Raw genomic sequence first — 7366 nt, forward strand, 5'->3', positions numbered from 1 at the left:
AGCCGGGCCGACATTATTGGGAAATGCTGGACGAGGTAAAGAATATAGTACTAGACCAGGACTTTTTCGGAGATTTTGTCCTCATGAGCCATCTTTCCGGCAGTTCCGATAAGCGGCTCCATCTAAATTCGAGGAGTCCACCAGGCGCCCGAGCACGCGCCGACGCCGTGCGCCGGTCGGCTCGGACGGCGTCGCCGATCAACTGCGGAGATCACATGGAGTTCCGGGTTCTGGGTTCGCTGGCAGTCGTCGACGACAGCGCCGATCTGACGCCGAGCGCCGCCAAGGTCCGCGCGGTGCTGGCCATGCTGGTCCTGCGGCACAACCAGATCGTGTCCACGCGCGAGCTGATCGACGAGCTGTGGGGCGAGCGGCCCCCGGCGACCGCCCTGCCCACCTTGCACACCTACGTGTACAAACTGCGCAAGATGCTCGGCACCGGCGGCCCCGCCACGGTGGTGACCCAACCCTACGGCTACCTGCTGGCCACCGCTCCCGAGACCATCGACGTGTACCGCTTCGAACGCCTGGTCGCCGACGGCTGGAGCGCGCTGGAGCGCGACGACGCCGCGCACGCGACCGAGACCCTGACCCAGGCCCTCGCGCTGTGGCGGGGGCCCGCCCTGGCCAACCTGGCCGCGGGCGAACTGCTGTCGGCGCAGATCACCCGCCTGGAGGAGAGCAGGCTGCGGGCCCTGCAACTGCGCCTGGACGCCGACCTTCGCCTGGGACGGCACCGCGAGCTGATCAGCGAGCTGAAGCAGCTCATCGCCACCCATCCGCTCAACGAGGACTTCTACGCCAAGCTGATGACCGCCCTGTACCAGGCCGGGCGGCGCGGCGAGGCGCTGGAGGTGTACCAGAACCTGCGTCAGGTGCTGGTCGGGCAGCTCGGCCTGGAACCCTCCCCCGCCCTGTGCCGCCTGCAGCAGCGGCTGCTGTCGGCCAACCCCGGCCTGGAACAACCCGACCTGAACCCCGCGCCGGCCGCCGTCCCGGCCGCCGCGCCCGCGGCGGCCGTCAAACCGGCCCAGCTCCCGCCGGACATCGCCGACTTCGTCGGCCGCGGCCAGGTGGGCGACCAGATCGCCGCCGTACTGTCGGGTCCGGCCGGGTCCGGCACCGCCGTGCGGGTGGTGTGCATCAGCGGGATGCCGGGGGTGGGCGAGACGGCGCTGGCGGTGCACGCCGCCCACCGGGCCCGCGCGGCCTACCCGTCCGGGCAGTTCTTCGCCGAGCTCGGCGGGTCGGGGGTCCCCGCCGAGCCCGGCGAGGTGCTGGCCGGGTTCCTGCGCGCCGCGGGCGTCCCTCCGGGCGACGTCCCGGCCGACCGCGACGAGCGCAGCAAGCTGTTCCGCACCTGGTGCAGCGACCGCCAGGTGCTCATCGTGCTCGACGACGCCGCCGGATACGCCCAGATCCAGCCGCTGCTGCCCGGCTCCGCCGGCTGCGCCGTCATCGTGACCAGCCGCTTCGCCCTGCACGGGTTCGCCGGCGCGCACATGGTGGAGCTGGAGCCGCTCACCGAGCAGGAGGGGCTGGAACTGCTCGCCCGGATCATCGGGGTGGCCCGGCTCGAGAGCGAGCGCGCGGCGGCCACGCGGATCGTGCGCCTGTGCGGGCGGCTGCCGCTGGCGCTGCGGTGCGCCGGTTCGCGCCTGGCCGCCGGGCAGGGCCTGACGCTGGCCAAGTTCGCCGAGCGCCTGGAGGACCCCCGCTCGCGCCTTTCGGACCTGCGGGTCGCCGACCTGGACGTGCGCACCGCCTTCCGCGCCACCTACGAGCGGCTCGGCGAGCGCGAGCGCAGCCTGTTCCGGCTCCTCGGCCTGCTGCAGACCCCGGACATCACCATGCGCCAGGCGGGCGCGCTGCTCGGCTGCGAACCCGGCCACGCCGAGCGGCTCCTCGCGCGGCTGGCCGACTGCTCGCTGCTGTCGGCGCGGACCACGCCCCTGGGCGAGGTGCACTACGCCATCCACGAGCTGGTCCGGCTGTACGCGCGCGAGTGCCTGGAAAGGGAGCTGGACGGCCACGGGCAGACGGTGGCCGCCTCCTCGCAGGCCGCTCCCCCGGCACCCTCCACGCCTGAGGCCGCTCCTCCGGCGCCCACCGCGCCGGAGGCCGCTCCCCAGGAGGCCGCTCCTCACGAGAGCGTTTCCGAGGAGGGCGCTCCCTGTGAGACGCCCGCGGCCGCCGGGGCGCCCGACCGCCGGTACGAGACCGCCGGGCGGCCGCTCTCGCTGACCGCGCCGGCCGAGTGCGTCAACGGCGCGTCCCACGTACTCGGCCCCTGACCGACATTTCCCGACACTAGCGTCGCATCAGCATCAAACCAGGCGTTCCACGCAGCATTGCTGCGTACGGAACGAAAGGAGACGCCTGGTGCACCGGACGCTAATCGTGGCGCGGATGGAGCCCTCCGAGACCGAAGCCGTCGCGAAGATCTTCGCCGACTCGGACGCGAGCGACCTGCCGCATCTCATCGGAGTGTCACGCCGCACGCTGTTCCGCTTCCACGACCTGTACTTCCACCTGGTCGAGGCGGACCGCGACATCACGCCGAACCTGTACAAAGCACGCAGCCACCCGCTGTACGGCGAGATCAACCAGCGGCTCAGCGAGCACATCCGCCCCTACGACCCCGGCTGGCGCGAGCCCAAGGACGCCATGGCCGAACCCTTCTACACCTGGGAGGCCGACGGCCATGAGTGACATCCGCCTGTCCAAGTTCAACGCCGAGCAGGTGGAGCCCAACCACCGACGCGGCGGCGACATCCGCGTCCTGCTCGGCCCGAAGACGGCCGGCGCCACCTCCGGCTTCATGGGCGTCGCCTACCTCAAGCCCGGCGAGCACTTCGTCGAGCACTACCACCCCTACTCCGAGGAGTTCATGTACCTCGTACGGGGCACGGTCACCGCCCGCATCGACGGCGGCCAGGAGATCGTCCTCAACCCCGGCGACGCGCTCATGGTGCCCAAGACCGTCCGGCACCGCGTCGACAACACCGGCACCGAGGAGGCCTGCATGGTGTTCCACGCCAGCCCCCTCGCGCCCCGCCCCGACCTCGGCCACGTCGACACCGAGCAGGCCGCGAGCGAGGCCCAGGCAGGGAGCCCGCGGTGAACCTCACCGGCACCCGTCCGACGGCACGGCGCCGCACCCGGGCGCGACCGGCCCGCCCGCCCTCACCGCGCACGCGGCGGGAACGCCGGGTGGTCGTCACCGGCATCGGCGTCACCGCGCCCGGCGGCATCGGCGTCAAGGCGTTCTGGGAGCTGATCACCGCCGGGCGGACCGCCACCCGGGCCATCAGCCTGTTCGACGCCACCGGCTTCCGCTCCCGGATCGCCGCCGAATGCGACTTCGACCCGGCCGCCCAGGGCCTGTCGCCGCAGGAGATCCGCCGCATGGACCGCGCCGCCCAGCTCGGCGTGGTCAGCGCGCGCGAGGCGCTGGCCGACAGCGGCCTGGCCGGCGCCGGCGTCCCGTCCGAACGGATCGGCGTCTCCGTCGGCAGCGCCGTCGGCTGCACCATGGGCCTTGAGGAGGAGTACGTCGTCCTCAGCGACGGCGGCCGGAGATGGCTGGTCGACCCCGCCTACGGGGTGCCCCAGCTGTACGGGTACATGGTGCCCAGCACCATCGCCACCGAGGTCGCCTGGACCGGCGGCGCCGAGGGCCCGGTCGCGCTCATCTCCACCGGCTGCACCGCCGGCCTCGACTCGGTCGGGCACGGCTACCAGCTGGTCAAGGAGGGAAGCGCGGACGCCGTCGTGGCCGGGGCCACCGACGCGCCGATCTCGCCGATCACCGTCGCCTGCTTCGACGCCATCAAGGCGACCTCGCCCAGCAACGACGACCCCGAGCACGCCTCACGCCCGTTCGACCTGGACCGCAACGGCTTCGTCCTCGGCGAGGGCTGCGCCATCATGATCCTGGAGGAGCGGGAGGCCGCCCTCCGGCGCGGCGCCCAGGTGTACGCCGAGATCGTCGGGTTCGCCAGCCGCAGCAACGCCTACCACATGACCGGCCTCAAACCGGACGGCCGCGAGATGGCCGAGGCCATCAGGGCCGCCATGCGCCAGGCGCGGCTGGAACCCGGGGACGTCGACTACATCAACGCCCACGGGTCGGGCACCCGGCAGAACGACCGCCACGAGACCGCGGCATTCAAGAGCGCGCTCGGCGACCGGGCCTACCAGGTGCCGGTCAGCTCCATCAAATCCATGATCGGGCACTCGCTCGGCGCGATCGGCTCCATCGAGGTCGCCGCCTGCCTGCTGGCCATCAAGCACAACGTCGTCCCGCCCACGGCCAACCTGCACACCGCCGACCCCGAATGCGACCTGGACTACGTGCCGCTCACCGCGCGCGAGCAGCCCGTGGACGTGGTCCTGAGCGTCGGCAGCGGCTTCGGCGGGTTCCAGACGGCCATGCTGCTGGCCCGCGACGGCGGCGGCACCGGCCAAGGAGGCGGCCATGACTGAACCCGACCACGGGCCGGGAACCCGCCCGGTGGTGACCGGCATCGGCGTCGCCGCGCCCAACGGCCTGGGCACCCAGGCCTACTGGGCGGCCACGCTGGACGGCAAGAGCGGCCTCGGGCGGATCACCCGCTTCGACTCCGAGCGCTACCCGGTCCGCGTCGCGGGCGAGGTGTCGGAGTTCGACGACACCGAGCACGTGCCGAGCCGCCTGGCCGTCCAGACCGACCACTGGAGCCACCTCGGCCTCGCGGCCGCCGACATGGCCCTGCACGACGCGGGCGTCAAACCCGGCGACCTGCCCGAATACGAGATGGCGGTCGTCACCGCCAGCTCCTCGGGCGGCACCGAGTTCGGCCAGCGCGAGATCGAGAAGCTCTGGAGCCAGGGACCGGAGTTCGTCGGCGTGTACCAGTCCATCGCCTGGTTCTACGCCGCCACCACCGGCCAGATCTCCATCCGGTACGGCATGCGCGGACCCTGCGGCGTCATCTGCTCCGAGCAGGCCGGCGGCCTGGACGTCATGGCCCAGGCCCGGCGGCTGCTGCGCCGGGACGCCACCATCGTGGTCACCGGCGGCACCGACGCCTCGCTGTGCCCCTACGGACTGGTCGCCCAGATCTCCACCGGGATGCTGAGCCCCCGCGACGACCCCGAACGGGCCTACCTGCCCTTCGACGCCGACGCCTGCGGCTACGTCCCCGGCGAGGGCGGGGCCATGCTGATCGTCGAGGACGAGGCCGCCGCCCACGCCCGCGGCGCCCGTCCCTACGGCGTGATCGCCGGGTACGGCGCGACCTTCGACCCGCGCCCGGAACCGGGCGCGGAACCGCGCTCCAACCTGGGCCGCGCCATCACCCTGGCCCTGCGCGAGGCGCGCGTCACGCCCGAGCAGGTCGACGTCGTGTTCGCCGACGCCCTCGGCGTCCCCGGCCACGACGTGGCCGAGGCCCGCGCCATCGCGGCGGTCTTCGGACCCTACGGCGTGCCCGTCACCGCGCCCAAGACCATGACCGGACGCCTGTACGCCGGCGGCGCGTCGCTGGACCTGGCCACCGCGCTGCTGGCCGTCCGCGACGACGTGATCCCGCCCACCGTGGGCGTGCGCGCCACCGCCCCGGCCTGCGAGCTGGACCTGGTGCGCAGCGCGGCCAGGGACGGGCCCGTGCGCAACGCCCTGGTGCTGGCCCGCGGCCACGGCGGCTTCAACGCGGCCCTGCTCGTCACGGCCCCTTGACAGACAGACCTCGCGACAACGGAGAACGACATGACGACATTCACCCTCGACGACATGAGACGCATCATGGGCGGCTGCGCGGGAGTGCCGGAGACCGTCGACCTCGCCGACGACATCGGCCAGATGACCTTCGCCGACCTGGGCTACGACTCCCTGGCCGTGCTGGAGATGGCCGCGCGCATCCAGCAGGAGTTCGGCGTCCGCATCCCCGACGACGCCGTCGACGAGCTGAAGACCCCGCAGGCCGCCGTCGACTACGTCGACCGCCGGCTCGCGGCCTGAACCGGAAGGAACGCCATGGCAGGACACACCGACAACGAGATCATCATCGCCGGCCCCATGGACCTGGTGTGGAACATGACCAACGACGTCGAGTCGTGGCCCACCCTGTTCAGCGAGTACTCCTCGGCCGACATCCTCGAACAGCGCGGCCCCACCATCCGCTTCCGGCTCACCATGCATCCTGACGCCGACGGCAACGAGTGGAGCTGGGTCTCCGAGCGCACCCCCGACCCGGCCACCCGCACGGTGCGCGCCCACCGGGTCGAGCCGGGCTGGTTCAAGTACATGAACCTGTTCTGGGAGTACACCCAGGTTCCCGACGCCGTGCGCATGCGCTGGGTGCAGGACTTCGAGATGCGGCCCGACGCCCCGCTCAGCGACAAGCAGATGACCAAGCGGCTCAACGACAACACCGTGATCCAGATGAACCGGATCCGGCAGCTCGTCGAAGAGGCCGCCGAGCAGTCCCCCGCCCGCGCCTGAGTGTCCGCACCCGCAACGCGCCCCGCCACCGACCACCCCCACCCTGCCCCCACGCGGCCTCGTACGGCCGCGCCTCACAACGGCCCCGCCACCGGGGCCGAACCCGGCACGCCTGCCCCCGCTCCCGCCAGAAAGCACGCGACAGAAAGAGAAGAGTGGGCATGAACCACAAGGACAGCGTCTACCGCGTCATGGTCAAAATGCGGATCCATCCCGGCATGGAGCGAGACTTCGAGAAGACCTGGCGGGAAGTCGCCTCCACCATCGCCCGCCAGCCCGCCAACGTCGGCCAGTCACTGGCCAAGAGCCCCGACGAGGACGGCGTCTACTACATCGTCAGCGACTGGGAGAACGAGGAGAAGTTCCACCAGTTCGAGCACAGCGCCGAGCACGCCGCCAACCGCATGCGCCTGGACCCCTACCGCGACCCGGCGGGCACCTCGATGACCCCCATGCTGGTCTCCTCGCGCCTGGGCGACCGCCCCGCGCCCGAGCCCGGCCGCGTGCGCGTCGCGCTGTACCTCAACGAGCCCGAGTCCGACAAGGGCTCGATCGAGAGCGCCTACCACCAGATCAGCACCACCCTGACGGGCCGGGCCGGGCTGCGCGGCAACGAGCTGCTGCGCTCGCTGCGCGACCCGCGCCGGTACGCGGTGCTGAGCGAGTGGGACGACCTGCCTGCCTACCGGGAGTGGGAGCGCAGCCCCGAACACCTGCCGACCACCTCCCCGCTCGCGCGCTACCACGACAAGAACCTCGGGATCTTCGGCTCCTACGAGGTCGTGGCCGCCTACTGACCGGCCCGGGCGGGGGGGGGGGGGGGAGGGGGGGGAGGGGGGGGGGGGGAGGGGGGGGGGGGACGGGGGCGGGTGTGGAGAG

General features: G+C 72.2%; 8 protein-coding genes. All 8 read left to right on the top strand.

Annotated elements, in window-relative coordinates; translation table 11 throughout:
• Positions 1-215 precede the first annotated feature (215 nt).
• The 8 genes from ACZ6QO_RS25555 (at position 216) to ACZ6QO_RS25590 (ending at position 7284) form a co-directional block, all read left to right on the top strand.
• Positions 216-2294, top strand: a complete 2079-nt coding sequence (locus ACZ6QO_RS25555; protein ID WP_465854132.1) for an AfsR/SARP family transcriptional regulator — start codon at positions 216-218, stop codon at positions 2292-2294.
• Positions 2295-2382: 88 nt separating this feature from the next.
• Positions 2383-2712, top strand: coding sequence for a TcmI family type II polyketide cyclase (locus tag ACZ6QO_RS25560; protein WP_465854133.1), 330 nt, complete (start codon positions 2383-2385; stop codon positions 2710-2712).
• The gene (locus tag ACZ6QO_RS25565; RefSeq protein WP_465854134.1) at positions 2705-3124 is read left to right on the top strand and encodes a cupin domain-containing protein; all 420 of its coding nucleotides are present in this window, start codon (positions 2705-2707) and stop codon (positions 3122-3124) included. Before ACZ6QO_RS25560 ends, ACZ6QO_RS25565 begins: the two co-directional genes overlap by 8 nt.
• 89 nt (positions 3125-3213) lie before the next feature.
• Entirely contained in the window at positions 3214-4488 is a 1275-nt protein-coding gene (locus ACZ6QO_RS25570; protein WP_465854306.1) for a beta-ketoacyl-[acyl-carrier-protein] synthase family protein, read from the top strand.
• Positions 4481-5722 carry a ketosynthase chain-length factor gene (locus ACZ6QO_RS25575; RefSeq protein WP_465854135.1) on the top strand — a complete coding sequence of 414 codons (1242 nt, stop codon included), beginning with the start codon at positions 4481-4483 and terminating at the stop codon, positions 5720-5722. Before ACZ6QO_RS25570 ends, ACZ6QO_RS25575 begins: the two co-directional genes overlap by 8 nt.
• Positions 5723-5752: 30 nt before the next feature.
• Positions 5753-6004: an acyl carrier protein gene (locus ACZ6QO_RS25580; protein WP_465854136.1), complete on the top strand. Its 252-nt coding sequence runs from the start codon at positions 5753-5755 to the stop codon at positions 6002-6004.
• A gap of 15 nt (positions 6005-6019) precedes the next feature.
• Entirely contained in the window at positions 6020-6487 is a 468-nt protein-coding gene (locus ACZ6QO_RS25585; RefSeq protein ID WP_465854137.1) for an SRPBCC family protein, read from the top strand.
• Positions 6488-6648: 161 nt separating this feature from the next.
• Positions 6649-7284, top strand: coding sequence for an antibiotic biosynthesis monooxygenase family protein (locus ACZ6QO_RS25590; protein WP_465854138.1), 636 nt, complete (start codon positions 6649-6651; stop codon positions 7282-7284).
• Positions 7285-7366 lie beyond the last annotated feature (82 nt).

The organism is Sphaerisporangium sp. NPDC049457, from assembly GCF_055586705.1.